This is a genomic window from Pseudomonas triticifolii, assembly GCF_014358015.1.
Lineage (GTDB): Bacteria > Pseudomonadota > Gammaproteobacteria > Pseudomonadales > Pseudomonadaceae > Aquipseudomonas > Aquipseudomonas triticifolii.
Genome location: NZ_JACONV010000001.1, coordinates 517,389 through 544,083, shown reverse-complemented (window position 1 = coordinate 544,083; position 26,695 = coordinate 517,389). Strand labels below are relative to the sequence as shown.

Sequence of the window (26,695 nt, the reverse complement as noted above, 5' to 3'; positions counted from 1 at the left end):
GGCTGGATCATATATCGGTTATGAATGTTTATACACGCTGAGAATAGATTAGATAAATACCGCGGCGTTCTCTAGCATCTCCTCATCACATCGACGCCCTGAACGAAAAGGTAGCTGCTCATGGATTTTGCGTATTCTTCGAAGGTGCAGGCATTGCGAGAGCGTGTGACCGCGTTCATGGATGCTTACGTATATCCCGCCGAGCCCGTTTTCGAGCAGCAGGTTGCAGAGGGCGACCGCTGGCAACCAACGGCAATCATGGAACAGCTCAAGGCGAAGGCGAAGGCCGAGGGATTGTGGAACCTGTTCCTGCCCGAGTCGGAACTGGGGGCCGGGCTGACCAATCTGGAGTACGCGCCGCTGGCGGAAATCATGGGCCGCTCACTGCTGGGGCCTGAGCCGTTCAACTGTTCGGCGCCGGATACCGGCAACATGGAAGTCCTGGTTCGCTACGCCACTGAAGAGCAGAAAACCCGCTGGCTGGAGCCGCTGTTACGCGGCGAGATTCGCTCGGCCTTTGCCATGACCGAGCCGGAGGTTGCTTCCTCCGATGCCACCAACATGGCGGCGCGTGCTGAACGCCAACGTGATGAATGGGTCATCAATGGCCGCAAGTGGTGGACCTCAGGTGCCTGCGATCCGCGCTGCAGGATTTTGATTTTCATGGGGCTGAGCAACCCCGACGGTCCGCGCCATCAGCAACACTCCATGATTCTGGTGCCCGTTGATACGCCGGGCGTGAAGATCGTTCGACCCTTGCCGGTGTTCGGCTATGACGATGCGCCACACGGGCATGCCGAGGTGCTGTTCGAAAACGTGCGGGTGCCTTATGAAAACGTCTTGCTGGGCGAAGGACGGGGTTTCGAGATCGCTCAGGGTCGCCTTGGGCCAGGGCGTATCCATCACTGCATGCGTTCGATTGGCATGGCAGAGCGGGCGCTGGAATTGATGTGCAAACGCTCCGTTGATCGCATCGCGTTCGGCAAGCCTTTGGCGAGATTGGGCGGCAATATCGACAAGATCGCTGATTCACGTATGGAAATTGACATGGCCCGCCTGCTGACGCTCAATGCGGCGTACATGATGGACACCGTGGGCAACAAAGTGGCGAAAAGCGAAATTGCGCAGATCAAGGTGGTTGCGCCAAACGTGGCGCTGAAGGTCATCGACAGGGCCATTCAAATGCATGGTGGGGCGGGCGTTTCCAACGACTTCCCGCTGGCGTACATGTATGCCATGCAGCGCACCCTACGCTTGGCCGACGGGCCGGACGAGGTGCATCGGGCCGCCATTGGCAAGTTTGAACTGGGCAAATATGTGCCTGCAGAGATGTTGCGCAGCCGCTCCTGAGTTTTCCGCTCGGCAAGTGGGTTGTGGGCGTTCCCGCCGCGTCTTCGACGCGGCATTCTCTGCGGGTCGAGGTGGCGCGCGTACAGCCTATTCCACCCACACCTCAACCCGGCGATTTTTGATCCGGCCGTCGTCCAGATCATTGGTCGCCACCGGCATTTCATCGCCAAGCCCCAGGATTTCCCGAAAAGTGACGCCGCTCTTCTGCAGTTCCCGGCGCACCGCCATGGCGCGCAGCCTTGATAGCAGAACGGCGCGCTCCGGGTCGCTCTTGGCGTCGCCGAAACCGACCAGGGTGACGTGCTGCTCAAGCTTGTCGTTAGCCTTCAAGTACTCCACCACGCGCTCAAGATCCAGCTGTGCCTTGTTGTCCAGCCGGGCACTGCCTTGGGCGAAGCGAAAATTGACCGACAGGCGCTCGGCCTTGCGTGTGAGTGCCTGATAGTCGAGCGGCATCTGGCTGGTCGTCGTCACCTTTACGGCCTGCACCGTCTGGGCGACGAAACCGTTCTGCGCCACAATCGCCTGACCTTCGGCGCTCTGTGCAAATTGCACCAAGGCCTGAGCCCACTGCTGCTGAGCCAGGGGCGGCACGTAGAGGAACAGGCGTCGTGACAAAGGGTAGTCTTCGGTGGCGATCAGGTTGACCGTCGGCAGCATGGGTTTTGAATCGCCGTCGGCTATCGCGATGGCTCTGGCGCGTCTTATATAAGGCAGGCCAATAAAACCGATGCCATTGCGGTCCTTGCTGACTTCATCGGAGAGCTGCTCGCTGGACTCGAATCGCTGTGCGCCTCTGGACAGGCTCCTGCCCTGTTTGACCAGCACCAGTTCCTTGAACGTTTCCCAGGTCCCTGACTTGTCGTCTCGTGCATATAAATGGATGGGGCCTGCCGTGCCACCCACTTCACTCCAGTCCTGGACCTCGCCCGAGAAAATCTGCGCCAGTTGCCGCGTATCCAGTTGGCGTAGAGGATTGCCCGGATGGAGAATCACCGCAACACCATCAATGGCAATGACCTGTTCACCTGCTGCACTTTTGAGATCGCCCAGCCGGGCAAGGTCCGTTGCTTCCTGGGCCTTGATTGGGCGCGAGGAAGAGGCCATGTCTGCCGCCCCAGCTTTCAACGCGTCAAAACCGGTGCCCGACCCATGGGCAGCGACCTCCACCCGGACAGACTTGGAGCGGTCAGGCAGCGTGCCAACCACTCGCTGTTCGTTAGGCGCGTCGCCGGGCAGGGTCTGTACCGCTTGCAAGCCTTGCTGATGCATCAGCCCTTCGACCAGGGCAGGCCCCAGTTGGGCATTGATCGTGTTGGAGCCCTGAATACGCAGCACCGGGGAGTTGTCGGTCGGCAAGGTCAGCGTGGAGGCTGCAATGCAGGGCAGGGTGGCACTCGACAGAATCAGCGCCGCAAGCAGAGCGCGCAACATCGGCGGCACCTTGAATGAACGGGAGTGCCGAGAGAATAAGACAGGGAAGTTACCGCAAGGTGACAGTTTTCATGGCGGATGACGCGTTACCTGCCCGCACTGGCGGGCAAGGAGGCGAGGCTCGCTGTCAGTGCAGTTCCAGCCAGATCGGCGCGTGGTCCGAAGGCTTTTCCATGCCGCGCAGATCGTAGTCCACGCCCGCCGCCTTGATGCGCGGCTGCAATCCGCTTGAGGTCATGATCAGGTCGATTCTCAAGCCACGCTTGGGTTCGTCTTCAAAGCCGCGACTGCGGTAGTCGAACCAGCTGAATCGATCGCTGACCTCCGGGTAGAGGTGTCGGAAGCTGTCCACCAGCCCCCAGTTCTTCAAGCGCTCCATCCACTCGCGCTCTTCGGGCAGAAAGCTGCATTTGCCGGTCTTGAGCCAGCGCTTGGCGTTATCGGGACCAATGCCAATGTCGCAGTCCTGCGGCGAGATGTTCACGTCGCCCATCACGATCAGCGACTGATCATTGCTGAAGCGGGTTTCCAGCAGCGTCTGCAGATCGTTGTAGAAGCGCTGCTTGGCCGGAAACTTGGTCGGATGGTCGCGGCTTTCACCCTGCGGGAAATAGCCATTCATGATGGTGACGGGCTGGCCGTCGGCATCGGCGTACGTGCCCCAGATGAAGCGTTTCTGGGATTCGTCATCGTCGCTTTCGAAGCCCTTGTGCAAGTCCAGTGGCGCGTTGCGCGACAGCAGCGCTACGCCGTAATGACCCTTCTGGCCATGAAAATGGACGTGATAACCCAAGGCCTCTATCTCAGCCTGAGGGAATTGCTCATCCGACACTTTGGTTTCCTGGAGGCCGATCACGTCAGGCTGGTGTTTCTCGATCAGCGCTGCCAACTGATGAGGTCGGGCGCGCAGCCCATTGATGTTGAACGAGACGATTTTCATAAAGCGGCAGTCCTGAGGAAAAACAAACCACGATGCTAGCTGACCTGTCAGCTCAGGGCCAGCATGCCGTCCTAAGCAAACTATCGGGCCTGTCGGACAATTTGTTTGAACTGTCACATGGTGCCATCACTCGAAACGATGCTTGCCAAAAGTGCTGCGCCAAAGCAGTCCCGTTAATGTGAGGTCCCTTTATGTCCCAACCTGCTGCCATCCGGGGCGAAGTTCGCCAGCTCGACAGTGGTTATGCCCGTGAAACCCGTGCCTTGCTGTTCCGGGCCTATCGCAACGATCCTACGTTCGCCTATGTGTTCAATGCGCAACGCGCGGGCTTCGAGAATCGTATCCGCGAGACCATGCGCCAACTGGTCAAGCAGCATTTCTTGCAGAATCAGCCGGGCTTGGGCCTGTTCATGGAGGACCGGCTGGTGGGCGTTGCCCTGATCGCGCCGCCGCAGCGCCGTCTGGGCATTACCGAAAGCTGGGCGTGGCGTCTACGTATGGTGGTGGGCACGGGCCTGAGCTGTACGCAGCGTTATCTGGCGTATTACAACGCCGTACTGGCGTGCCTGCCTTCCGAGACGGTTCATGTACTGCCGCTGATCGGACTGGACCCCGAATTTCAAGGGCAGAAGGTCGGACAGGAACTCAGTGAGCAGCTGTTGCAGGCGCTACACGATTGGTGCGCCGAGGACGAAAACTCTCAGGGCATCGTGCTCGATACTGGAAATCCCCGCTACCTTGAGTTCTACAGGCGACAGGGTTATGAGGAAATTGGCGAAATTGCGGTAGGACCTGTCCGGGAACACGTGTTCTTCCATCCCAGCCCTCGGGTTTCACTGTCGCTCCACGACGTAACGGTTTGATAGCCAGCTGTTTTCGTGTTTTCAGCGAGGCCTGCGGCTCGTGTTAGCATTCACCCCCATGAAGCTTTTCAGAATACTCAGCGGCAGCGCGCTTCTGATGTCCCTGAGTGCCGCGGCGCTTGCCGAGGCACGCCTTGACGTCCGGATTACGCCCGCAAACGCGGACCTCAAGGCCAATATCGAAGGGTATATCGGCGAACTGGGTGACCGCGATGCTCAGGCATTGCGCAATTTCAGCCTGGGTGCCGAGCAGCAGGCCGAAAAGGCCGCTCAGGCGCTCGGCTACTATCAGGCGCAGATAGACAGCGAAATACAGGACGGCGAAACCCCGCGTTTGATCATGAAGATTCAACCGGGGGAGCCGATTCGCCTGCGCAACGTCGTGGTGCGGATCGACGGCCCGGCCGCGTCGCTCAAGGCCTTCAAGGTGCCCAAAAGTGATGCGCTGAAGGCTGGTGCAGTTCTCAATCACGGCAAATACGAGGACGCCAAGCGCCTGATTCAGAATCAGGCATCGCGTTATGGCTTCTTTAGCGGGCATTTCACCCAGCAGCGTCTTGCCATTGACCCGCGTGCGGGTGTCGCAGACATCGAGTTGGTGTTCGACAGCGGCCCGCGTTACTCACTGGGCAAGGTGGCGTTCAGTGGTGACGCTCCTTTCGATGAAGATCTGCTCAAACGCATGGTGCCTTTCAAGGAAGACACGCCCTACGACTCGCAATTGATCGCCGAGCTCAATCAGGCCATGCAGTCCAGCGGCTATTTCGAAGGTGTTCGGGTGGATGCAGCACCGACCGCTGCCGTGGGGCAGGTCATTCCGGTCACCGTACAGCTCGAAACCCGCAAGCCGCGCACCATGGGGCTGGGCCTGGGGTATTCGACCGATGTAGGGCCGCGTGGCAAAGCCAACTGGACGCGACACTGGGCCAACCCTCAGGGCCACAGTTACGGATTCGAATCGGAAATTTCCGCGCCTAGGCAAAACATAGGTCTGTGGTACGACGTGCCACTGGATCCGCCGTTAACCGACAAGTTGCGGTTTGCTGGCGGCTATCAATATGAAGAAATCGCAGGCACCGACAGTCTCAGCAAACTGCTGACCCTGGGGCCTGAATGGCACAGCAAATTGCCGAGCGGCTGGGAGCGCGTCATCTCGCTGAAATGGCAGCGTGAAGAGTATCGACTCGGAGACGACTCCGGTTTGAGTACCCTGTTAATGCCAGGCATCAGCTACTCGTACCTGCGCAGTGACGACCGTATTGATCCGCACAATGGCTATCGCTTGCAGTTCGACGCGCAAGCGGCCAAGGAAGGGCTGATGTCCGATGCCAACCTGATTCGTGGCAACGTGCTGCTCAAAGGTCTGACTACCGTGGCGCAAAACCACCGCTTTCTCGGTCGAGTCCAGTTTGGCGGCAACTTCACCGATGGTTACACCTCGATACCGCCTTCGCTGCGCTTCTTCGCGGGCGGTGATCAGAGCGTACGCGGTTACGATTATCAGACGCTGTCACCCACCAACTCCGATGGCGACCGCGTCGGCGGGCGTTACATGGTGGCCGGCAGCGTCGAGTATCAGTACTCCATCGCTGAAAAATGGCGGCTGGCGACCTTTGTCGACCAAGGTAACTCGTTCAACAGTCTGGACATGCCCAGCCTGAAGACCGGTGTCGGTTTTGGCGTGCGCTGGGTGTCGCCGGTAGGGCCGTTGCGTCTGGACCTTGCGCATCCTCTGGATGATGACGGCGGTATCCGCCTGCACTTTTCCATGGGGCCTGAGCTTTGAAGAGCATGATCATCAAGCGCGGCGCGAAGATCGCCGGACTGAGCCTGTTTGCGGTGTTGTTGCTGCTGATGACGGTCGTGTGGCTGATACTCGGCACTCAGGGCGGCAGTCAGTGGGCACTGGCCCGTGTTCCCGGGTTGCAGCTGGAAAATTTTCAGGGGCGACTTGGCGGTCAGTTCAGTGCCGATCGGCTGGTGTGGCAGCAAGCGCAGGACCGTGTCGAGGTCCAGTCGCTGGCATTTGACTGGGCTCCTGCCTGCCTGTTGAAGATGACCTTGTGTGTTGATCGGTTGAGTGCTGAAAACGTGATGATGCATTTTGCGCCTGGCGCTGAGCCCGGCCCCGAGGGCCCGATCACGCTGCCCACGCTCAAGCTGCCGCTGGCGATTCAGTTGAAGCAAGTCCAGCTCGGCAGCCTGCAGCTTGACGGGGTCGAGCAATTGCGCGACCTCAGGCTTGCCGCGCACTGGACGGCTCAAGGCCTGCAAATCGACAGTGCTCATGTGCAGCGTGACGAGCTGGTGCTGGACCTCAGCGGCCTGCTCAGCCCTGAAGGTGACTGGCCTCTGAATGTTGAGGGACAGCTGCAGTTGCCGCCGCAGGACGGCAAACCCTGGTCACTGGCCTTGGACATTAAGGGTGAGTTGCTCAAGACGCTGCAACTGAACGCGAACAGCACCGGCTACCTGACAGGTGTTCTGAGTGGCGAGTTGCAAGCACTTGATGAACATCTGCCAGCACGCTTGAAGCTGGTCTCGGATAGCTTCAAACCCAGTGCCGGACTGCCCGAGACGTTACAGCTCGATCAATTGGTGTTGACGGCGGAAGGCAATCTGGATAGCGGTTATCTGATTGACGGGAAGGCCAGTCTGCCAGCTGAAAAAGGCCCCATGACCCTGGCCTTGCAGGGCCGTGCAGACGCCAAAGGCGCAACGATCGCTGCGCTGAACCTGGCGGCCAGCGAGCAGCAGCGGCTGGTTGTCAATGGCACGCTGAATTGGGAATCCGGCTTCAGCGCCGACGCGACGGTCGACTGGCTGGACTTCCCTTGGCAGCGGCTATATCCCCTGGACGCCGAGCCTCAGGTCGCGCTCCATGCGTTCAAGGGCGAAGTGTCCTACACCGACGGCAAGTATCTGGGTCATTTCAATGCCAGCATGGATGGGCCTGCCGGAGCGTTTACCCTGGGCAGCCCGTTCAGTGGCGATCTGCAGCAAATCTATCTGCCGCAACTGGAGCTGGTTGCAGGGCAGGGCAAGGCCAGTGGTCACCTGAACCTGCAATTTGCCGATGGTATCGGTTGGGATACGGCGTTGGACTTGAGTTCGCTTGACCCTTCATTCTGGGTCGCTGCGCTGCCGGGCACACTGGGCGGTCCGCTGCGCAGCAAGGGGCAGTTCAAGAATGAGCAACTGGAGCTGACGGCTGATCTGGATCTGAAAGGTCGCTTGCGCGGCCAGCCTGCGCTGGTGCAGGCCAAGGCCGACGGTCGGGCGCAACAGTGGAACCTGGCCAGTTTGAACATTCGTCTCGGTGATAACCGCATTCAAGGCAGCGGCAGCCTCAACCAGCGCTTGCAGGGGCAACTGGATTTGAACCTGCCTCGACTTGGTCAACTCTGGCCACGGCTGCAAGGACAGGCCAAGGGTCGCCTGGATCTGGCTGGTACGCTGCAGGCACCGCAAGGTCAGTTTGCGCTGCAAGGCAGCCAACTGGCGTTTCAGGACAACCGGCTGCAAAGCCTGACAGCCAATGCGAAGCTGGACCCTGCCCAGCGCGCGACTGTGAGCCTGAAGGGCTCTGGCATTCAGGCAGGCGACACGGCGCTCGGCGCGTTGACTGTGGATGGTCAGGGTACGCTGAAGGCGCAGCAACTGAAGCTGGATCTGCAAGGGCCATTGCTCAAGCTGGCGTTGGCACTGGATGGCACGCTGGATAACGGCAACTGGCGTGGCCGTCTTGCCAGTGGCAACGTGAAGAGCGGCGGGCAGGACTGGCGTCTGCAACAACCGGCGAAGCTCGAGCGACTGGCCGACGGCAAAATCAATTTTGGTGCGCACTGCTGGTTGTCGGGGAGCGCCAGCCTGTGCGGCGAGGACCAGCGCTTGATGCCCGACCCGCGGATTCGTTATCGCCTTCGCAACTTCCCGCTCGACAGTCTCGCGCAATGGATGCCCAGGGACTTTGCGTGGAAAGGCTCGCTCAATGCCGATGTCCAGCTCGACGTGCCTGCTGCTGGCCCCAATGGCCAGATCAGCGTCGATGCCGGCGGCGGAACGCTACGCGTCCGGGACAAGGAACAATGGCTGGACTTCCCGTACCAGACGCTCAAATTGACCAGCACCCTGACACCCCGAAAGATCGATTCCCGACTGGATTTCGATGGCGCGAAGCTCGGCCGTTTGTTGCTCACCGCCCAGATTGATCCGCTGTCCAGTAACAAGGCACTGTCTGGCGAATTCAGTCTTTCAGGGCTGGACCTCTCGGTGGCTCGCCCGTTTGCGCCGATGGTCGACAAGATCAGTGGCCGTCTCAACGGCAGCGGCCGTCTGTCAGGGGGGCTGCTCGCGCCGCTGGTCAATGGCAGCGTTACCCTTCAGGGCGGCGAGGTATCAGGCACAGAACTGCCGATGGAACTGCGCGACCTGAACGTTCAGGCGCTGATCGCCGGGGAAAACGTGCAGGTGAACGGTGGCTGGAAAAGTGGCACCGCCGGTCAGGGCGCGCTGTCCGGGCAAGTGGCCTGGGGGCAGGCTCTGGTGGTTGATTTGAGCCTGAAAGGTTCTCGGCTGCCGATCCATGTGGAACCCTATGCGCAGGTCGAGGCAGCACCGGACCTGAAGATTTCGATGAAGAATGAACGGCTGGCGGTCTCCGGCAAGGTACTGATCCCCAAAGGTACCATCACCATCCGTGAGCTGCCGCCTTCGACCGTCAAACTCTCGGGCGACACGGTGATCGTTGGTCAGCAGACCGAGGAGGGTGCCCCACCGCTTGCCATTGCCATGGACGTCGATGTCGAGGTGGGGCAGGACAAGCTCAGTTTCAGCGGTTTTGGGTTGACCGCCGATCTGGTCGGGCGCGTTCATATTGGCGACAATCTGGACACCCGAGGTGAGCTGAATCTCAACAATGGTCGTTATCGCGCCTACGGGCAGCGCCTGACCATCCGCAAGGCCAGGCTACTGTTCGCAGGACCCGTCGATCAACCCTACCTCGACATCGAAGCCATCCGCCAGACCGATGATGTGATCGCCGGTATCCGTCTGACCGGCAGTGCCGAGCAGCCAACCACCGAGGTTTTCTCCGAGCCTGCCATGAGTCAGGAGCAGGCGCTGTCCTACCTGGTGATGGGCCGTCCGCTGGGCAACTCGGGCGAGGATAACAACATGGTTGCCCAGGCTGCCCTGGCACTTGGCGTCGCAGGCAGTGCGTCGACGACAGGCAAGCTGGCCGATAATCTGGGCATCAGGGATTTCGAACTGGACACGTCCGGGACTGGCGACAAAACCAATGTGGTCGCCAGCGGCAAGATCACTGACAAACTCAGTCTGCGCTATGGGGTGGGGGTGTTCGAGCCCGCCAACACCATTGCGTTGCGCTACCTTCTCAGCAAGCGGGTTTACCTGGAAGCGGCCAGCGGCATCGCCAGTTCGCTGGATATTTTCTACAAGCGCGACTTTTGACCTGAAGGGAATGAAGGCACATAGACACATGTTGTGCTCGACAGGGCATGCAAGAACCCGCTAAAACAGTCGCCTTGATTGGCACATACTGAAAACGGATTCCTGTACATCATGGATCGATTCAACGCCATGCGCGTCTTCACCCGCATTGTCGAGCTGGGCGGCTTTGCCAGGGCCGCCGAGAGCCTGCAAATGCCTCGTGCGTCGGTCACCATTCTGATCAAGCAACTGGAGGCCCATCTGGGCGTCCAGTTGTTGCAGCGCACCACCCGCCAGGTCAGCACTACGCCCGATGGCACGGCGTACTACCAACGATGCCTGAGTCTGCTGGCTGATCTGGAAGATGCGGAGTCGGCATTTTCGTCACTCGGTACCGGTCCAAAGGGGCTGTTACGGATCGACCTTCCCATGAGTCTTGGGTGCATGATTGTCATGCCGGCGCTTCCTGATTTCGCCCGGCGTTATCCTCAGATCGAGCTGGAGGTCGGCATGAGTGACCGGCAGGTCGACCTGATACGCGAAGGTGTGGATTGCGTGCTGCGTGCTGGAAATTCCCATGATGAAGCGCTGGTGGCCAGACCGCTGGAGCAGCTCACGCAGATAACCTGCGCCAGCAGAGCGTACCTGGATGAGCATGGCTCGCCTCTTGATCTCGACCAGTTGGCGCAGCATCGAGTGATCGAGTATTTCTCTGCCGGAACTCAAAAGCGCTACGGGCTGGAGTTCATGGTGCGCGGGCAGTTGCAGGCGCCGCGCCTGCCCCGGTCCATCGCAGTCAATAATGCCGAAGGGTATGTCGCGGCATGCGAAGCAGGATTCGGCCTGATACAGGCCCCGCGTTATCACGTCGCCGCGCAGCTGCGCAGCGGCACGCTGGTTGAGGTGTTGCGCGAGTATCGTCCCCCTGCGTTGCCATTGATGGCGCTGTACCCGCCGCATCGACAGCTTTCCCGTCGGGTGAGAGTATTCGTCGACTGGCTGGTCGAGTTATGCGCGCGTCCGGAAGTCAGGGACAGGCTGGTTTCCTGAGTGAATTCGGAATCATCCGATATAGGTCGTGATGCACTTTCGTGTTTAACTTCTTGTTCTTATGCAAATCCACTGAAAAAAGGACCTCGCTTCATGGCTCAAGTGACTCTCAAAGGCGGCCCCGTTCAAGTCAACGGCGAACTGCCAAAAAGCGGCAGCGCTGCACCTGCTTTCACGCTGGTCGGTGCCGGTCTGGCTGAAGTGACTCTGAAAGAGTTCGCCGGCAAGCGCAAAGTGCTGAACATCTTCCCAAGCGTCGACACGCCGACTTGCGCCACTTCGGTGCGCAAGTTCAACGCCCAGGCCAATGACCTGAGCAACACGGTCGTACTGTGCATCTCCGCCGACCTGCCATTCGCACAGGCCCGTTTCTGTGGTTCCGAAGGTCTGGAAAACGTCAAGAACCTGTCTTCTTTCCGCAGTGCGGATTTCAGCGAGCACTACGGCGTTGCCATCGCCGACGGTCCGCTCAAAGGCCTGACTGCCCGCGCAGTCGTGGTGCTGGATGAAAATGACAATGTGCTGCACAGCGAACTGGTCTCCGAAATCGCTGAAGAACCGAACTACGAAGCCGCATTGGCTGTATTGAAGTAACGTTCTGCAACACATCGACGGCCTGAATCCGTTCAGGCCGTTTTTTTATTTGTGCTTCAACCGTTTAACGAAAGTAAGCGCTTGGTAAAGGCGCTTTGCTTGCAGCTCATCTGTGCTTATTGTTCAGCCTTCCAAAGTAGCTCCCACCTGTAATGGTTGATTTATTCATGCAATCGTCTGGTCCTCGTAAATCCCGTCGCTGGTTGATCAGCTTGCTGGTCCTGTTGGTCATTGTCGGCCTGTGCTGGTGGTTCTGGCCCGGCTCGACCTCGACGTCAGGTACTGACGCCGCCGGCAAAGGCGCGCACACCAGTAAATCGAGCGGTGTGGTCAGGCCTGGCTTCGGCGGCTCGGCTGCAGCTGTTCCAGTGCGCGTTGCGCCGGTCACTCAGGGCGAGTTCCCGATTTATTACAAGGCGCTGGGCACTGTCACTGCCATGAACACCATTAATGTGCGCAGTCGCGTGGCGGGAGAGCTGGTCAAGCTGAATTTCCAGGAAGGCCAGATGGTCAAGGCCGGTGATCTGCTGGCGGAAATCGACCCGCGCAGCTACCAGGTTGCGCTGCTGCAGGCCGAGGGCACGTTGGCCACCAATCAGGCCCTGCTCAAGAACGCACAGCTTGACGTTCAGCGCTATCGCGGCCTGTACGCCGAAGACAGCATCGCCAAACAGACACTGGACACCGCCGAGTCGCTGGTCAATCAGTATCAGGGCACCATCAAGACCAATCAGGCTGCGGTGGCCGAGGCGAAGCTGAACCTGGATTTCACGCGCATTCGCGCGCCGATTGCTGGCCGCGTGGGCCTCAAGCAGCTGGATGTCGGCAACCTGGTGGCGGCCAACGACACCACCGCGCTGGCGGTCATTACCCAGACCCAGCCGACTTCTGTCAATTTCACCCTGCCTGAAAAAGACCTTTCCAACGTAATCGCGCGCTATCGTACCGGCGACAAGCTGCCCGTCGAGGCCTGGGATCGCGGTGATGTGAAGATGCAGGCGACTGGCGTGCTCGCCAGCCTGGACAACCAGATCGACGTCGCCACGGGCACCTTGAAATTCAAGGCGCGTTTCGATAACCGTGACGAGGTACTGTTCCCCAACCAGTTCGTCAATGTCCGTCTGCGCGCAGACACCCTGACACAGGCCATTCTTGTGCCAACGGCTGCCGTCCAGTTCGGCACCAACGGTACGTTCGTTTACGTGCTGGACGGTGAAAAGAAGGTCAAGATCAGCCTGCTCAAGACCGGCCCCAGCAACGAAACTTACACCGTCATCACCGAAGGCCTGGCCGCCGGAGAGCGCGTCGTGCTTGAAGGCACTGATCGCCTGCGCGATGGTGCAGAAGTGGAAGTGGTCAACGACAGCAAGGATGTTCCTGCAGGTCCTGCGCAAAAGCTGCAGGGCAAGCCGGACCCGAAGACGGACAAATCGGCGTCGGTTCTGAAGGCGGATAAACCAAGCGTATGAACATGTCTCGCCTGTTCATCCTGCGCCCGGTCGCCACCACGCTGAGCATGCTGGCGATCGTGCTGGCTGGCCTGATCGCCTACGGCCTGTTGCCTGTCTCGGCGCTGCCGCAGGTGGATTACCCGACCATTCGCGTCATGACGCTGTACCCCGGTGCCAGCCCGCAAGTGATGACCAGTGCCGTGACCGCACCTCTCGAGCGTCAATTCGGGCAGATGCCTGGGCTGACCCAGATGGCGTCGACCAGCTCGGGCGGTGCTTCGGTGATCACTCTGCGGTTTAGCCTTGAAATCAATATGGACGTGGCCGAGCAGGAAGTGCAGGCGGCGATCAATGGTGCCACCAACCTGTTGCCTAACGACTTGCCCGCACCGCCGGTCTACAACAAGGTCAACCCGGCCGACACCCCGGTGCTGACCCTGGCGATCACCTCGAAAACGATGCTGTTGCCCAAACTCAATGATCTGGTCGACACACGCATGGCGCAGAAGATCTCGCAGATCAGTGGCGTCGGGCTGGTCAGCATTGCCGGTGGTCAGCGTCAGGCGGTGCGGATCAAGGTCAATCCCGAGGCGCTGGCTGCCAATAGCCTTAATCTTGCCGATGTGCGTACGCTGATCAGCGCCTCCAACGTCAATCAGCCCAAAGGCAACTTCGACGGTCCGACGCGGGTGTCGATGCTGGATGCGAACGACCAGCTCAAGTCGCCAGAGGAATACGCCAACCTCATTCTGGCCTACAAGGACGGCGCGCCACTGCGTCTGAAGGATGTGGCAACCATCGTGGATGGCGCGGAAAACGAGCGCCTGGCCGCCTGGGCCAATCGCAGCCAGGCAGTGCTGCTCAATATTCAGCGCCAGCCGGGCGCCAACGTCATCGACGTGGTTGACCGGATCAAGGCCATGCTGCCGGCGATCACCGACAACCTGCCCGCCGGTCTGGATGTGACGGTGCTGACCGACCGTACCCAGACTATCCGTGCCTCCGTCACCGACGTTCAGCACGAATTGCTGATTGCGATCGTGCTGGTGGTGCTGGTCACGTTCCTGTTCCTGCGTCGTTTGAGCGCCACCATCATCCCGTCGATTGCCGTGCCGTTGTCGCTGGTCGGCACCTTCGGCGTCATGTACCTTGCCGGGTTTTCGATCAATAACCTGACCCTGATGGCGCTGACCATCGCGACCGGCTTTGTGGTGGACGATGCCATCGTGATGCTGGAGAACATCTCCCGTCACATCGAGGAAGGCGAGACGCCGATGCAGGCCGCCTTGAAAGGGGCGAAGCAGATTGGCTTTACCCTGATTTCCCTGACCCTTTCGCTGATCGCCGTACTGATTCCGCTGCTGTTCATGGCCGATGTCGTCGGACGCCTGTTTCGCGAATTCGCGATTACGCTTGCCGTCGCGATCCTGATCTCCCTGGTGGTATCGCTGACCCTGACGCCGATGATGTGCGCACGTCTGCTCAAGCGCGAACCCAAAGAAGAAGAACAGGGCCGTTTCTACCGCGCCAGCGGTGCCTGGATCGACTGGCTTATCGAGGTCTACAGCCGGGGCCTGCGCTGGGTGCTCAAGCATCAGCCGCTGACGCTGCTGGTCGCCATCGCCACACTGGGCCTCACCGTTGTGTTGTATATCGCGGTGCCAAAAGGGTTCTTTCCGGTGCAGGACACCGGTGTTATTCAGGGTATTTCCGAAGCGCCCCAGTCGGTCTCGTTCAAGGCCATGAGTGAGCGTCAGCAGGCGCTGGCAGACATCATCCTCAGAGACCCTGATGTCGCGAGCCTGTCTTCGTACATCGGCGTAGATGGCGATAACGCCACGCTCAATAGCGGACGACTGCTGATCAACCTCAAACCTCACAGCGAGCGAGACCTGACGGCGGCGCAGATCATTCAGCGGATCCAGCCGGAAGTCGACAAGCGCTCGGATATTCGTCTGTTCATGCAGCCGGTGCAGGACCTCACCATCGAGGACAGGGTGAGTCGCACTCAATACCAGTTCAGCATGTCGTCACCTGATGCCGAGCTGCTCAGCGACTGGAGCGCGAAGCTGGTGGACGCACTGGCCAAACGGCCTGAGCTCACCGACGTTGCCAGCGATCTGCAGGACAAGGGTCTGCAGGTGTACCTGCTGATCGACCGCGATGCGGCCAGCCGGGTCGGCGTCACTGTGGCGAACATCACTGATGCGTTGTACGACGCATTCGGTCAACGGCAGATATCCACCATCTATACCCAGGCCAGCCAGTACCGCGTGGTCCTGCAGGCGGCGTCCAGCAGTGAGTTGGGGCCTCAGGCACTGGAACAGATTCACGTGAAAACCACTGACGGCGCTCAGGTCAAACTGTCGAGCCTGGCACGTGTCGAGCAGCGTCAGGCGCAATTGGCGATTGCCCATATCGGTCAGTTTCCTGCGGTGATGATGTCTTTCAACCTCGCGCCGAACGTTGCCTTGGGCGAGGCAGTCGAGGTTATCGAGCAGGTGCAGAAAGACATCGGCATGCCGATTGGCGTGCAGACCCAGTTCCAGGGTGCCGCAGAGGCATTCCAGGCCTCGCTGTCCAGCACGCTGCTGCTGGTTCTGGCGGCAGTGGTGACCATGTACATCGTGCTGGGTGTGCTGTACGAGAGCTACATTCACCCGATCACCATTCTGTCGACCTTGCCTTCGGCGGCGGTCGGGGCCTTGCTGGCGCTGCTGATCAGCGGCAACGATCTGGGCATGATCGCCATCATTGGCATCATTCTGCTGATCGGTATCGTCAAGAAGAACGCCATCATGATGATCGACTTCGCCCTGGACGCCGAGCGCAATCGAGGCGTCGATCCAGAGACGGCCATCTATGAAGCCGCGTTGTTACGCTTCCGTCCGATTCTCATGACGACGCTTGCCGCCTTGTTCGGCGCCATCCCGTTGATGCTCGCCACCGGCTCTGGCGCTGAGCTGCGTCAGCCTCTGGGTCTGGTGATGGTCGGCGGACTGTTGCTGAGTCAGGTGCTGACCCTGTTCACCACACCGGTGATCTATCTGTATTTCGACCGGCTGGGGCGTCGCTGGCGTCGTAAACCCGCCGCGCCAACCCGACTGGAACAGGCTGACGCATGAACCTTTCAGCGCCGTTCATCCGTCGACCGGTCGCCACCGTCCTGCTGAGCCTGGCAATCATGCTGCTGGGCGCGGTCAGTTTTCGGTTGTTGCCCGTTGCGCCGCTGCCCAACATGGATTTCCCGGTCATTGTGGTCTCTGCCAGCCTGCCAGGCGCCAGCCCGGAAATCATGGCGTCGAGCGTTGCCACGCCTCTGGAACGTTCGCTGGGGACGATTGCCGGCGTCAACACCATGACCAGCAACTCGAGCCAGGGCTCGACGCGGGTGATTCTGCAGTTCGATCTGGATCGCGATATCAACGGCGCTGCCCGCGAGGTTCAGGCGGCCATCAACGCATCGCGCAACCTGCTGCCCAGCGGCATGCGCAGCATGCCGACTTACAAGAAGGTCAACCCTTCACAGGCACCGATCATGGTGCTGTCCCTGACGTCGACCGTACTGGAAAAAGGCCAGATGTACGACCTGGCCTCGACCATCCTGTCGCAGAGCCTGTCGCAGGTGACCGGGGTAGGCGAGGTGCAGATCGGCGGCAGTTCGCTGCCTGCTGTGCGCATCGAGCTGGAGCCACAGATGCTCTCGCAATACGGGGTATCCCTGGACGATGTGCGTAACGCGATCACCGGCAGCAACGTGCGACGCCCGAAAGGCTCGGTCGAAGACGGTCAGAACAATTGGCAGGTGCAGGCCAACGACCAGTTGGAGAAAGCCAAGGACTATGCGCCGCTGATCATTCGTTACCAGGATGGTGCAACGCTGCGCCTCAAGGATGTAGCCAAGGTCAGCGATGCAGTCGAGAACCGCTACAACAGCGGATTCTTCAACGATGATCAGGCGGTGCTGTTGGTGATCAACCGTCAGGCCGGTGCCAACATCATTGAAACGGTTGCTCAGATAAAGGCCCAGTTGCCGGCCTTGCAGGCCGTGCTGCCGGCCAGCGTGAAACTTGACATCGCCATGGACCGTTCTCCGGTTATCACCGCAACGCTGCATGAAGCGGAAATGACGCTGTTGATCGCTGTGGTGCTGGTGGTGCTGGTGGTGTTCCTGTTTCTGGGCAGTTTCCGGGCGTCGCTGATCCCGACGCTTGCGGTACCGGTTTCGCTGGTGGGCACCTTCGCGATCATGTACCTGTGCGGGTTTTCCCTGAACAACCTGTCGCTGATGGCCCTGATCCTCGCCACGGGCCTGGTGGTGGACGACGCCATTGTGGTGCTTGAGAACATCTCCAGGCACATCCACAACGGCCTGGATCCCATGAAGGCAGCTTTTCTGGGAGCCAAGGAAGTCGGCTTCACGCTGCTGTCGATGAACGTCTCGCTGGTGGCAGTGTTCGTTTCGATTCTGTTCATGGGCGGACTGGTGGAAAGTCTGTTCCGGGAGTTTTCGATCACCCTGTCGGTGGCCATCGTCGTTTCGCTGATCGTGTCCCTGACCCTGACGCCTATGCTCTGCGCGCGTTGGCTGAAACCTCGCGAAGTGGAGCAGGAGAACGCTTTTCAGCGCTGGAGTGAGCGGGTCAACGACCGTATGGTTGCAGCTTACGACCGCTCTCTGGGTTGGGTGCTTCGGCATCCCCGCCTGACCCTGTTGAGTCTGTTGATCACCATCGTGGTCAACGTCGCGCTGTACGTCGTGGTGCCCAAGACTTTTCTGCCACAGCAGGACACCGGTCAGTTGATGGGCTTCGTGCGCGGTGACGATGGCCTGTCGTTCAAGGTGATGCAGCCCAAGATGGAGATTTTCCGCCGGGCAGTGTTGGCGGACCCGGCGGTACAGAGTGTCGCCGGTTTCATCGGCGGCAGCGGCGGCACCAACAACGCGTTCATGATCGTGCGCCTCAAGCCCATTGCCGAGCGCAAGCTGTCGGCGGAAAAGGTGGTCGAACGGCTGCGCAAGAACCTGCCGCACGTGCCGGGCGGGCGTCTGTTCCTTGCACCGGACCAGGACCTGCAACTAGGGGGCGGCCGCGAGCAGACCAGCTCGCAGTATCAATATGTCGTGCAGAGCGCCGACCTGAACAGCCTGCGCGAGTGGTATCCGAAAATCGTCGCCGCGCTCAAGTCGTTGCCGCAGCTGACGGCCATCGACGCACGAGAAGGACGCGGTGCGCAACAGGTCACGCTGATCGTCAATCGCGACACTGCCAAACGATTGGGTATCGACATGAACATGGTCACGGCCGTGCTCAACAATGCCTACAGCCAGCGTCAGGTCTCCACTATTTATGACAGCCTGAACCAGTATCAGGTGGTGATGGAGGTTAATCCCAAGTACGCCCAGGATCCCGTCACGCTCGAGCAGGTTCAGGTGATCACCGCCGATGGACAGCGGGTTCCATTATCAAGCATCGCGCATTACGAGCGCAGCCTGGAGAACGACCGGGTTTCACACGATGGCCAGTTTGCGTCTGAAAACATTTCATTTGACCTCGCTGAAGGTGTGAGCCTGGATCAGGCCACCGTGGCCATCGAGCGCGCCATTGCAGGCATTGGCCTGCCTGCCGACATCATTTCCAAGATGGCGGGTACCGCCGATGCGTTTGCCGCCACTCAGAAAAGCCAGCCCTGGATGATTCTCGGCGCGTTGCTGGCGGTGTACCTGGTGCTGGGTATTCTCTATGAAAGTTACATCCATCCGCTGACGATCCTGTCGACTCTCCCATCTGCAGGCGTAGGCGCCTTGTTGACCATTTATGTGTTGCGCAGCGAGTTCAGCCTGATCTCGCTGCTGGGGCTCTTCCTGTTGATCGGCGTGGTGAAAAAGAACGCAATCATGATGATCGACCTTGCCTTGCATCTGGAACGTGAGCAGGGCATGAGCCCCCAGGAGTCCATCCGCAGTGCCTGTCTGCAGCGCTTACGGCCGATTCTGATGACGACCATGGCGGCCATTCTGGGGGCTTTGCCCCTGTTGCTGAGCACTGCCGAGGGGGCTGAAATGCGCAAGCCGCTGGGCCTTACCATCATCGGCGGCCTGATTTTCAGTCAGGTGCTGACGCTTTACACCACCCCTGTGGTTTACCTTTATCTCGACCGTTTGCGTCACCGTTTCAGCCGGTGGCGGGGCGTTCGTACCGATGCTGCTCTGGAAACTCCGTTATGACCGATAGTCTGGCCTGCAAACTCAATCACAGATGGCTGCTTCGCCCGCTTGGCATGGGGCTATGTGCGTTGGTGCTGAGCGCCTGCGCGGTCGGCCCGGATTACCAGCGACCGGAAATGGCGGCCCCTGCGCAGTTCAAGGCTGTGCAGGGCTGGCGCCAGGCGACGCCCAGGGACGATGCTCACGCCAGGGGTGCATGGTGGGAAGTGTATGGCGACACCACGCTCAACGCGCTGGTGGAGCGCCTCAACAGCTCCAACCAGACCGTGGCCCAGTACGAGGCTCAGTACCGACAGGCGCAGGCGCTGGTGCGCAGTTCGCGTGCCGCATTTTTCCCGACGCTCGACCTGACGACAGGGAAAACCCGTTCCAGCCAGGGAACCGGCAGCAGCACGTCGGGCAGCAGCAACCTCAATTCAGGTATCCGCGAGACGTACAACGCCCAGTTGGGTGTCAGTTGGGAGGCCGATGTCTGGGGCAAGCTACGACGTGGTCTTGAGGCTGACAGCGCCAGCGCCCAGGCCAGTCTGGCCGATCTGGCCGCCATGCAGTTGAGCCTGCAATCGGAGCTGGTGCAGAACTACCTCCAGCTGCGGGTGATCGACGAGCAGAAGCGCTTGCTGGAAGCCACGGTTGACGCCTATCAGCGCTCGCTGACCCTGACCCAGAACCAGTATCGCGCCGGTATTTCCGGGCGTGATGCCGTGGCTCAGGCGCAGACCCAGCTCAAAGGCACCCAGGCTGACCTGATCGATCTGGTCTGGCAGCGTGCGCAATTCGAGAACGCCATCGCCGTGCTGATGGGCATGGCGCCGGCCGATTTCAATCTGCAGGCCACGACCTCCATACCGGGTCTGCCTGCCATTCCGCCGGGCCTGCCATCGCAACTGCTTGAGCGACGCCCGGACATTGCCGCTGCCGAGCGCTCGGTCATGGCTGCAAACGCCAATATCGGGATTGCCAAGGCGGCTTATTACCCTGACCTGACCCTCAGCCTCAGCGGTGGCTATAGCAGCAGTACGTTCTCCAACTGGATCAGCCTGCCGAATCGATTCTGGTCGGTAGGGCCGCAACTTGCGTTGACCCTGTTCGACGGTGGCCGACGTTCGGCGGAGGTGGAGCGTACCGAGGCGGTCTACGACCAGACGGTCGCACAATACCGCCAGACCGTGCTCGACGGTTTTCGTGAGGTGGAGAATTACCTGATTCAGCTCAAGGTGTACGAAGAGGAGGCTTCGGTGCGTCAGGAAGCGCTCGCTTCGGCGCGTGAGTCGCTGCGTCTGACCAGTAATCAGTACAAGGCCGGTCTTATCGGTTATCTGGATGTGGTCAACGTGCAGACGACTGCGCTGAGCAATGAACGCAGCGTTTTGAACGTGCTGCAAAGTCGTCTTGTGGCCAGCGTTCAACTGATTGCTGCATTGGGCGGCGGCTGGGACGCGGAGCTTGATCTGACGCGCCGCGATTGAGCCTCAGGCCGGAGCGGGATGCAAGGCGCACCTTCAACTGACCCCACACCTAATAAAATAATGGCTCAGTGCCATATTTGCGACCAGTTACCGCGACATTTCGCAGCAACTGGGTACAATTAGCCCCATCATATCGGCATGGACGCGTTCATTGGGTTTCGCGGGTGCGTCCATGTTGGTTGGCAGTTACATCCCTTCGCTTGTCGTGATCTCCGTCCTGGTGGCGGTGCTGGCCTCCTATACCGCACTTGACCTGGCTGGCCGCATTGCATCGGCGAAGGGGCGCGCTGTGTATTTGTGGATAGGCGGCGGTGCTGTGGCGATGGGTATCGGCATATGGTCGATGCATTTCATTGGCATGCTGGCGTTCGAGCTGCCGTTGGGCCTTGGCTACGACATCCCGCTGACCCTCTGCTCATTGCTGATTGCCGTGATGTCATCCGGTTTTGCCTTGTGGCTCGTCAATCAGCCGCAATTGCCGGTACTGCAATTGGGCCTGGGCGCGCTGTTCATGGGGCTTGGCATCACCGCCATGCATTACACCGGCATGGCCGCCATGCGGATGCAGCCGGGCATTGATTACGACCCGGCCCTGTTCAGTCTCTCTCTGGTCATCGCGATTTCAGCGTCGGGCTTGGCGCTCTGGATCGCTTTCCGGTTACGTGGGAGCGTACCGAAAATAGAGTTGGTGCGCGCCGCAGCAGCGGTCGTCATGGGCTGTGCCATTGTCGGCATGCACTACACCGCAATGGCGGCTGCCAGTTTTCCCGAAGGCAGTTATTGCGGTGCGCTGGCCAGTGGCTTCGGCCCTGATGGGCTGGACAAGCTGGTGCTGGTCACCAGCCTTGCGGTGCTCAGCATTGCGCTGTCGGCCTGTATTCTCGACGCCCGGCTTGAAGCGCGCACCACGGTTCTTGCCCAGTCGCTGATCAAGGCCAATCAGGAGCTGACTCACCTGGCCCTGCATGACAACCTGACGGGGTTGCCGAACAGAGCCCTGTTGACGGACCGCATCGAACGGGCCATGAAAAAGATCAACGAGCAGGGCGGCTGCTTTGCGTTGATGTTCATGGATCTGGACGGCTTCAAGCCGGTTAACGACGCCTTTGGGCATCATATCGGCGATCTGTTGTTGAGCGAGGTCGCCACGCGATTGCGTGAAAACCTGGACCATTACGACACGCTCGCCAGGATCGGAGGCGATGAATTCGTACTGCTGATGGAGCTGGACGATGCCCAGGATGCGGCGGGAGTTGCTGCGCGGCAGGTGAGCGTGATCGCTCAACCGTTCGATATCGGTGAGCATCCGGTGCAGATATCCCTGAGTATCGGCATTTGCATGTACCCCGGCAACGGCGACACGCAGCACCAGTTGTTGGTCAATGCAGATGCTGCGATGTACCACACCAAGGCGGCCGGCAAGAACGGTTACAGCTTCTTTGAAGCTTCCATGAACAGCAACGCCCGCAACCAGCTACAGCTTTTACAGGATCTGCGCACGGCGGTCAGGCACAGGCATTTCTGCCTGCATTACCAGCCAAAATTCGATGCGTTGACCGGCCGGCCCACAGGGGCTGAGGCCCTGCTGCGTTGGAATCATCCCGAACAAGGGCTTCTGAGCCCGGCTACGTTTATCGAGTTGGCCGAGAAGACGGGACTGATCATTCAGATCGGTGAATGGGTGCTCGACGAAGCCTGCCGGCAGATGCGCGAATGGTTCAACGAGGGCTATGTCCACTGGCGTATCGCGGTCAACCTGTCGGCGTTGCAGTTCTGTCATGCAGGGCTGGTCAATACAGTGGCCGATACGCTGGCCCGTCATGCGTTGCCCGCCAACTGCCTGACGCTGGAAATCACCGAAACGACAGCCATGAGTGATGCCGACGCCAGCATGGCGGTGCTCAGGCAACTGTCCGAAATGGGCGTCGATCTTTCCATTGATGATTTCGGAACCGGTTACTCCAGTCTCATGTACCTCAAGCGCCTGCCCGCCAATGAAATCAAGATTGATCGCGGGTTTGTCCGCGACCTGGAGCACGACAGCGACGACGCCGCCATCGTGTCCGCAATCATTGCGGTGGGTCAGGCACTGAATCTGCGTATCGTTGCCGAGGGCGTCGAAACGGTGGTTCAGCAGGATTTCCTGACCAGTCTGGGCTGTAATGCCCTGCAGGGGTTTCTGCTCGGGCATCCGCTGCCCGCCCAGCGCTTTCTGGACGATATCCGTATTGTGGAGGCGCGGCTGGAAGCGCAGGCAGTTGCGCGGCCAGCTGCCGCGAGCTGAAGCATGACGATGGCGTCTGCTTTGAAACACTGGCAGGATCGTTACCAAGGGCAGGCAATCGCACTCATCCATTGCCTATCCGTCGTACACAGTCGGTTTTCGAAGAAGGGCAAGAGACACATTCATGGAAAAGGTCCTCATCATTACAGGCGGCTCTCGCGGGATAGGTGCCGCCACGGCAGTGCTTGCCGCGTCACAAGGCTATCGAATCTGCATCAATTACCTGTCGGATCATGCAGCCGCCGAAAAGACCTGCGCCCAGGTCAGGGCGCTGGGCGCACAAGCGATTACTGTGCAGGCTGATGTCAGTAACGAGGACGAGATCATTCGCCTTTATGCGCGTGTCGACGCAGAGTTGGGACGTGTCACGCATCTGGTGAACAATGCAGGCACGCTGGCACAGGCGTCGCGTGTCGAAGAGATGTCCGAGTTTCGTTTGCTCAAGATGATGATGAGTAATGTGGTGGGTCCGATGCTGTGCAGCAAGCATGCGTTGCTGCGCATGTCACCACGTCATGGCGGAGCGGGGGGCAGCATCGTCAATGTGTCTTCGGCCGCAGCCAGATTGGGGTCTGCGGGCGAGTACGTGGATTACGCAGCTTCCAAGGGCGCGCTGGATAGCTTTACCCTCGGGCTGTCGAAAGAGGTGGCTGCAGAGAACATCAGGGTCAACGCGGTCAGACCTGGCTTTATCTTTACCGACTTTCACGCCATGAGCGGCGATCCGTTTCGGGTCAGCAAGCTGGAAGGCTCATTGCCAATGGGTCGAGGTGGCCGTGCAGAAGAGGTGGCCGAAGGCATCCTGTGGTTGCTATCGGACAAGGCGTCTTACGCGACTGGCACATTCCTTGACCTGGCGGGTGGTCGCTGACAGGCACTCTGCGACAAAGCGGAAGCGAGTATCGCCTGTCCATTCCTGAATGCACCCCGCGGCACGCAGGAGGGTGACTCAACCCGTCATGACGGTCACCGTGAAAACTGACCCGTCCAGAAAAGTCTCGTAGCCCCGAAAATTCCCTGGAGAGCGACGGGTCAGAAGATCCATAGCGTGCCAGACATCGGTCAGACGATGACGGGCGGCTGCGTAGCCGGTGGATCACCCACGGGCGGATCGATCACCGGCGGCACCGTCGAAGGCGGCTCCTCGTTCGGTGGTGGTACGGGAACGGGAGGGTCATCAATGTTCGGGTCTGTCGGTTCTGGCGGAATCGGGATGTTCATGGCTTCAGCCTCCTTGTTGGCCTGTTGGCTTTGTTTCGACTGTCGTCCTTTCCTGATGATTCAATCCGATCGCTGCTGCGCCGTGGCCTGCAAGCGACTCGCCGCACGGCAGCCGGATTGTGAACGCTGCGCTATGCTCTGAAACGCTTTTGTCCCATTCTCAAAACCTTTGAACTTTAGTTACGCAGACCGCTCGGAAACTAGGCAGCCGAATCAGGCGAGTTGTCAGCGCGTGGGGGATTTGTGCTGCCGTATCGTTTATTTTTTTCAATTGCACGGATTGCACAGGAGCGTCCCTGGGGCGTGAAGGAGTGATGCTCGATGAATGAACAGCCATACGGCCCGGATTCCCTGGCCTCGGAAATTGTGCACCCAAGTCGTCCCTTGTCGTTGACCCAAGCCCTGCAGTTGCCGCGCATCGTGATCGAAGACACGTTGCCGGTGATCGATGGCGGGCAGTTTGCAGCCAAAGGGATCATTGGCCAGCCAGTGACTGTCACCAGCAAGGTGTACGCGGACGGCCACGACAAGATGGCGGTCAGTATTCGCTGGCGTGCTGTGAATGAAGAAACCTGGCACACCGCTGCAATGAGCGAATTGGGTAATGACAGCTGGATCGGTGAGTTCACCCCGACCTCTGTCGAGCGCTATGTATTCCGCCTCGAAGCCTGGATCGACCAGTTCGGCAGCTATCGCTATGAACTGGAGAAAAAGTTCGGCGCTGGCGTCTCACTCGAGCTGGAGCTGGAAGAAGGCCGCATTCACCTGGCGCATGCTGTAGAGCGCAGTCAGGGCGAGCAGCGTCAAGCGCTGGAAAGTGTATTGGCGCGTCTCGGGCAGTCCGACAACGACGACAAGGTCGCCTTGCTGCTGCACAGTGAAACTGCCGCGCTGATGAAGCAGGCCGATAACCACGCGTTTTTGAGCCGAAGCGCGGAATTTCCGCTCGACATAGAACGCGAGCTCGCTCAGTTCGCCAGCTGGTATGAGCTGTTCCCGCGCTCGATCACTGACGACCCGGCACGTCACGGTACCTTCAATGACGTGCATGCCCGCCTGCCGATGATTCGCGACATGGGCTTCGATGTGCTTTATTTTCCGCCCATCCACCCGATTGGTCGCGCACACCGCAAAGGTCCGAACAACTCCCTGACAGCAGGGCCGGATGATCCGGGTAGCCCGTACGCCATTGGCAGCGAAGACGGCGGTCATGAAGCCATCCACCCGCAACTGGGCAGTCGTGAAGACTTCCGCAGGCTGGTCGCAGCCGCGGCGGATCATGGCCTGGAAATCGCCCTGGATTTCGCCATTCAGTGTTCTCAGGATCACCCGTGGCTCAAGCAACACCCGGGCTGGTTCTCGTGGCGTCCGGACGGGACCATCCGTTATGCGGAAAACCCGCCGAAGAAATATCAGGACATCGTCAACGTCGACTTTTACGCGCCGGACGCGATTCCGGGCTTGTGGCTGGAACTGCGCGACATCGTGCTGGGCTGGGTTGAGGAGGGCGTGAAGATCTTTCGTGTCGACAACCCGCACACCAAGCCGTTGCCGTTTTGGCAGTGGATGATTGGTGAGGTGCGCGGCCAGCACCCTGACGTGATGTTTCTCGCCGAGGCCTTTACCAAACCCGCCATGATGGCGCGACTGGGCAAGGTCGGTTATTCGCAGAGCTACACCTACTTCACGTGGCGCAATACCAAGGCCGAGCTGTCCGAGTATTTTGCTCAGTTGAATGATGTTCCTTGGCGCGATTGCTACCGTCCTAACTTCTTCGTCAATACACCGGACATCAACCCGCACTTCCTGCATGACTCAGGGCGTCCTGGCTTCCTGATCCGCGCAGCGCTGGCAACCATGGGCTCTGGCTTGTGGGGCATGTATTCAGGGTTCGAGCTGTGCGAGTCGGCACCGATTCCCGGCAAAGAAGAATACCTGGATTCCGAGAAGTACGAGATTCGCGTCCGGGACTTCACGGCACCCGGCAATATCATTGCCGAGATCGCCCAACTGAACCGTATCCGTCGTCAAAACCCGGCGTTGCAGACGCATTTGGGCTTGAAGTTGTTGACCGTCTGGAACGACAACATTCTTTACTTCTGCAAGCGCTCGCCGGACGGCAGCAACTTCATTCTGATTGCGGTCAACCTGGACCCGAATAACGTTCAGGAAGCGCACTTCGAATTGCCGCTTTGGGAGATGGGCTTGCCTGACGATGCAGTGACGTCCGGCGAGGATTTGATGACCGGGCATCGCTGGAACTGGTACGGCAAGGTGCAATGGATGCGCATTGACCCGTCGTATCAACCCTTTGGTATCTGGCGTATCCAGGTCGCGCAGTAAAACCGGAAGGAGTCAG

16 protein-coding genes are annotated in these 26,695 nt (G+C 59.6%); 13 read left to right on the top strand and 3 right to left on the bottom strand.

The features are described 5' to 3' along the window. The first annotated feature begins 120 nt into the window (after positions 1-120). The gene (locus H8S56_RS02230; RefSeq protein WP_187517742.1) at positions 121-1,350 is read left to right on the top strand and encodes an acyl-CoA dehydrogenase; all 1,230 of its coding nucleotides are present in this window, start codon (positions 121-123) and stop codon (positions 1,348-1,350) included. A gap of 87 nt (positions 1,351-1,437) precedes the next feature. Here H8S56_RS02230 and H8S56_RS02225 read toward each other — a convergent pair whose 3' ends face one another. Both H8S56_RS02225 and xthA read right to left on the bottom strand, forming a co-directional pair. Next, entirely contained in the window at positions 1,438-2,784 is a 1,347-nt protein-coding gene (locus tag H8S56_RS02225) for a substrate-binding domain-containing protein (protein ID WP_187517741.1), read from the bottom strand. Positions 2,785-2,911: 127 nt separating this feature from the next. Next, positions 2,912-3,724 carry an exodeoxyribonuclease III gene (xthA, locus tag H8S56_RS02220; protein WP_024694692.1) on the bottom strand — a complete coding sequence of 271 codons (813 nt, stop codon included), beginning with the start codon at positions 3,722-3,724 and terminating at the stop codon, positions 2,912-2,914. A gap of 191 nt (positions 3,725-3,915) precedes the next feature. On the opposite strand from xthA, the gene H8S56_RS02215 reads away from it, so the two are divergent. The 11 genes from H8S56_RS02215 to H8S56_RS02165 all read left to right on the top strand — a co-directional run bounded on the left by H8S56_RS02215 (position 3,916) and on the right by H8S56_RS02165 (position 23,986). Further along, positions 3,916-4,587: a GNAT family N-acetyltransferase gene (locus H8S56_RS02215; RefSeq protein WP_187517740.1), complete on the top strand. Its 672-nt coding sequence runs from the start codon at positions 3,916-3,918 to the stop codon at positions 4,585-4,587. 58 nt (positions 4,588-4,645) lie between these two features. Next, positions 4,646-6,373: an autotransporter assembly complex protein TamA gene (locus H8S56_RS02210; protein WP_187517739.1), complete on the top strand. Its 1,728-nt coding sequence runs from the start codon at positions 4,646-4,648 to the stop codon at positions 6,371-6,373. Positions 6,374-6,378: 5 nt separating this feature from the next. Further along, positions 6,379-10,059 carry a translocation/assembly module TamB domain-containing protein gene (locus H8S56_RS02205; protein WP_187517738.1) on the top strand — a complete coding sequence of 1,227 codons (3,681 nt, stop codon included), beginning with the start codon at positions 6,379-6,381 and terminating at the stop codon, positions 10,057-10,059. A 111-nt stretch (positions 10,060-10,170) separates the two neighbouring features. Next, positions 10,171-11,088 carry a LysR family transcriptional regulator gene (locus H8S56_RS02200; protein WP_187517737.1) on the top strand — a complete coding sequence of 306 codons (918 nt, stop codon included), beginning with the start codon at positions 10,171-10,173 and terminating at the stop codon, positions 11,086-11,088. Positions 11,089-11,181: 93 nt separating this feature from the next. Beyond that, a complete protein-coding gene (gene tpx / locus H8S56_RS02195; protein ID WP_024684863.1) occupies positions 11,182-11,682 on the top strand; it encodes a thiol peroxidase in 501 nt (166 codons plus the stop codon). A gap of 152 nt (positions 11,683-11,834) precedes the next feature. Beyond that, on the top strand, positions 11,835-13,151 hold the full coding sequence (locus H8S56_RS02190) for an MdtA/MuxA family multidrug efflux RND transporter periplasmic adaptor subunit (RefSeq protein WP_187517736.1): 1,317 nt from the start codon (positions 11,835-11,837) through the stop codon (positions 13,149-13,151). Next, positions 13,148-16,258, top strand: coding sequence for an MdtB/MuxB family multidrug efflux RND transporter permease subunit (locus tag H8S56_RS02185; RefSeq protein WP_024684865.1), 3,111 nt, complete (start codon positions 13,148-13,150; stop codon positions 16,256-16,258). Before H8S56_RS02190 ends, H8S56_RS02185 begins: the two co-directional genes overlap by 4 nt. After that, the gene (locus H8S56_RS02180; protein ID WP_024684866.1) at positions 16,255-19,362 is read left to right on the top strand and encodes a multidrug efflux RND transporter permease subunit; all 3,108 of its coding nucleotides are present in this window, start codon (positions 16,255-16,257) and stop codon (positions 19,360-19,362) included. The genes H8S56_RS02185 and H8S56_RS02180 overlap by 4 nt, the downstream gene beginning before the upstream one ends. Further along, entirely contained in the window at positions 19,359-20,831 is a 1,473-nt protein-coding gene (locus H8S56_RS02175) for an efflux transporter outer membrane subunit (protein ID WP_187517735.1), read from the top strand. The genes H8S56_RS02180 and H8S56_RS02175 overlap by 4 nt, the downstream gene beginning before the upstream one ends. A gap of 172 nt (positions 20,832-21,003) precedes the next feature. Continuing rightward, complete coding sequence (locus H8S56_RS02170; RefSeq protein WP_187517734.1) at positions 21,004-23,115, top strand: putative bifunctional diguanylate cyclase/phosphodiesterase; 2,112 nt, start codon at positions 21,004-21,006, stop codon at positions 23,113-23,115. A 124-nt stretch (positions 23,116-23,239) separates the two neighbouring features. After that, positions 23,240-23,986 carry an SDR family oxidoreductase gene (locus H8S56_RS02165; RefSeq protein WP_187517733.1) on the top strand — a complete coding sequence of 249 codons (747 nt, stop codon included), beginning with the start codon at positions 23,240-23,242 and terminating at the stop codon, positions 23,984-23,986. A 191-nt stretch (positions 23,987-24,177) separates the two neighbouring features. On the opposite strand, the gene H8S56_RS02160 is transcribed toward H8S56_RS02165, so the two are convergent. Next, on the bottom strand, positions 24,178-24,336 hold the full coding sequence (locus H8S56_RS02160; protein WP_187517732.1) for a hypothetical protein: 159 nt from the start codon (positions 24,334-24,336) through the stop codon (positions 24,178-24,180). A 321-nt stretch (positions 24,337-24,657) separates the two neighbouring features. On the opposite strand from H8S56_RS02160, the gene H8S56_RS02155 reads away from it, so the two are divergent. Next, positions 24,658-26,679, top strand: coding sequence for an alpha-1,4-glucan--maltose-1-phosphate maltosyltransferase (locus H8S56_RS02155; RefSeq protein WP_187517731.1), 2,022 nt, complete (start codon positions 24,658-24,660; stop codon positions 26,677-26,679). Positions 26,680-26,695 lie beyond the last annotated feature (16 nt).